The 3,014-nt window shown below is 72.0% G+C and carries 2 protein-coding genes; both read right to left on the bottom strand.

The genetic code is table 11. The annotated features are described in order from the left end of the window. Positions 1–86 precede the first annotated feature (86 nt). The gene (locus tag C667_RS21690; RefSeq protein WP_004384686.1) at positions 87–1,136 is read right to left on the bottom strand and encodes a Glu/Leu/Phe/Val dehydrogenase dimerization domain-containing protein; all 1,050 of its coding nucleotides are present in this window, start codon (positions 1,134–1,136) and stop codon (positions 87–89) included. 382 nt (positions 1,137–1,518) lie between these two features. After that, positions 1,519–3,014: DUF6537 domain-containing protein (locus C667_RS21685; RefSeq protein ID WP_004384684.1), on the bottom strand; the 1,496-nt coding region annotated here is incomplete at its 5' end.

Below are 3,014 nucleotides of genomic sequence, written 5' to 3'. Positions count from 1 at the left end.
CGGCCGGAGCCGGCCCCCGCCCGACGGACGCCGGCGCGCCGTAGCGGGGCCTGCAGCCCCGCCCCACGCCGTCCGGCGCCCGTGGTTCAGCGCCGGAAGCGCTCCTCGGCGATCGCGTCGGCGACCTCGGCGGTGGGGCGCTCCTCCTCGCGTGCGCGCTCGAAGACTTCCATCAGGTTGTCCCGGATGCCTTCGATGTGGCGGATCAGCGCCGCACGCTCGAAGCCGATGCGCTCGTGATAAACGTCGATGATGCCGCCGGCGTTGATGACGTAGTCGGGCGCATAGAGGATGCCGCGCTTCATCAGCTCGACGCCGTGGCGCGCTTCGGCGAGCTGGTTGTTGGCCGCACCGGCGACGATCTTCGCCTTGAGCTGCGGGATGGTGGCGTCGTTGAGGATGGCGCCGAGCGCGCAGGGGGCAAACACATCGACGTCGAGGCCGAAGATCTCGTCGGGCGCGACCACGGTGGCGCCGAGCTCGCGCCCGGCCTGCACCAGCGGCTCGCGGTGGATGTCGGTGACCCACAACTGCGCACCGGCCTCCTTGAGCTGGCGGGCGAGGTCGTAGCCGACGTTGCCCACCCCCTGCACCGCCACGCGCAGGCCGTCGAGCGAGTCGCGACCGAGGCGCTCCTTCACCGCGGCCTGGATGCCGATGAAGGTGCCGTAGGCGGTGGCCGGCGAGGGATCGCCGCTGCGCGTGCCCTGGTCCGAGGGCTTGTCGTGGAGGCCGGCGACGTGCCGGGTGAACTGCGCCATGGTCTTCATGTCGGCCACGCTGGTGCCGGAGTCCTCGGCGGCGATGTAGCGCCCGTTCAGCTGCTCGAGCGCGCGCGCGAAGGCGGCGAGCAGCGCGGGGGTCTTGTCGGTGCGCGGGTTGCCGATGATCACCGACTTGCCGCCGCCGAGCTTGAGCCGGGCCATCGCCGACTTGTAGGTCATGCCGCGCGACAGGCGCAGCACGTCGCGCACCGCCTCCTCCTCGCTGGCATACGGCCACATGCGGCAGCCGCCGAGCGCGGGGCCGAGGTTGGAATTGTGGACGGCGATGATCGCCTTCAGTCCGCTCTTGTCGTCGCTGACGAAGACGACCTGCTCGTGGTCGGCGAAGTCGCTCAGGGAAAATACGGCCATGCTGTGTCTCCTTCCTTATGGGAACGTGAGGGGGTTGTCGCCGCACCGGCGCCGCGGGTGGCCGCGTCGGCGGGCGGATTGGGTACAGGTGCTGCCATGAGCGGCAGCCTCGAACGGTGATACGGTGCGGAGCCGCCCGCAAAGCTCGCGGCTGCCGCCGCTCCTGCAGGCCGCCACGCGACGATGGCCTTCTGTAGGAGCGCCGGAAGGCGCGAACACGGCGCGGAAGCGGAGAAATCGGGGACGGACCGCGATTTCCGAACCGCCCGCAAAGCTCGCGGCTGCCGCCGCTCCTGCAGGCCGCCACGCGACGATGGCCTTCTGTAGGAGCGCCGGAAGGCGCGAACATGGCGCGGAAGCAGGGCCCCCCCTGCTTCCCGAATCAGCCCGGGATGATCGCGATCGTCCGGCGCGCCTTGGTCGCCAGCGGCGTGCTCGGCGCGCGACGCTGGCGGAAGTCCTCCAGCAGCGCGGCCTGGCGCTTGCGGGCACCGGCGAGGTAGCGCTCGCGCACGTGGCCGTAGCCGCGGATCTGCTCGGGGAGCGCCGCCAGCTCGATCGCGGCCTCGTGGTTGGCGCGGTCCAGATTGACGACGATCTCGTCGACCAGGCGCTCGTAGTCGGCGATCAGCTCGCGGTCGAGTTGGCGGTCGTGGCTGCGTGCAAACGGATCGAGCCTCGAGCCGCGCAGGTGGCGGAACTTCGCCAGCACGCGCATCGCCTTCAGCATCCAGGGGCCATAGGCCTTCTTCTTCAGCTCGCCGGTGTGCGGGTCCTTGTCGGCCAGCATCGGCGGCGCGAGGTGGAAGACGAGCTTGTAGTCGCCCTCGAACTGCTCCTCGACGCGCGCGAGGAAGTCGCTGTCGGTGTACAGGCGCGCGACCTCGTACTCGTCCTTGTAGGCGAGCAGCTTGTGGTAACCGCGCGCGACCGCCTCGGTGAGCAGCTGGATGCCGGGGGCGACCCTGGCCTCGGCGGCGCGCACGCGCTCGACCAGGCGCGTGTAGCCCTCGGCGTAGGCGGCGTCCTGGTAGTCGGTCAGCTGCGCCTTGCGGCGGGCGATGAGCTCGTCGACGCTGGTCGACAGGCGGTGGTGCGCGGGCGTGCCGAAGCGGGGCCTGGCGGCCTCGCGCACCGCGCGCAGGTCGACCGCGGCGCGCCGGCCCCACAGGAAGGCGGCCTTGTTGGCCTCGATCGCGGTGCCGTTGATCTCGATCGCGCGCTCGATCGCCTGCCAGGACAGCGGCACCAGGCCGCGCTGCCAGGCGAAGCCGAGCATGAACAGGTTGGTGGCGATCGAGTCGCCGAGCAGCTCGGTGGCGAGCGCGGTGGCGTCGAGGAACTCGGCCTTTTCGGCGCCGACCGCGTCGACGATCTGCGCCTCCATCGCCGCGGCCGGGAACTGCGGGTCGGGGTTGGCGAGCACGTCGCCGCTGCGCGCCTGCGCCGCGAAGCCGCGCACGAACTCGCTGGTGTTGGTCTGGTCGCGGTTGATGAGGACGCGGGTGCGGCCGTGCTGCATCTTGGCGAGCGACTCGTCGCTGGCCGCCACCACGAGGTCGCAGCCGATCACCGCGTCGGCCTCGCCGGCGGCGACGCGGGCGGCGTGGAGCTGCGTCTGGCGGTCGGCGATGCGCACGTGCGACCACACCGCGCCGCCCTTCTGCGCCAGCCCCGCCATGTCGAGCACCGAGATGCCCTTGCCCTCCAGGTGCGCGGCCATGCCGAGCAGCGCGCCGATGGTGACCACGCCGGTGCCGCCGACGCCGGTGATCAGGATGCCCCAGGGCGCGGCGGTGTCGGGCAGCTGCGGCTCGGGCAGCGCCTCGGCGAGGCGGCCGGGCGCGGCGGCGCTCGCCTTGCCCTTGCGCAGCGCCC

Origin of the sequence: Thauera phenylacetica B4P (assembly GCF_000310225.1) — a bacterium.
In the GTDB taxonomy this organism is placed as follows: Bacteria; Pseudomonadota; Gammaproteobacteria; order Burkholderiales; family Rhodocyclaceae; genus Thauera; species Thauera phenylacetica.
Note: the sequence above shows the minus strand (reverse complement) of the source record. Positions and strands in the feature narration are given on the sequence as shown.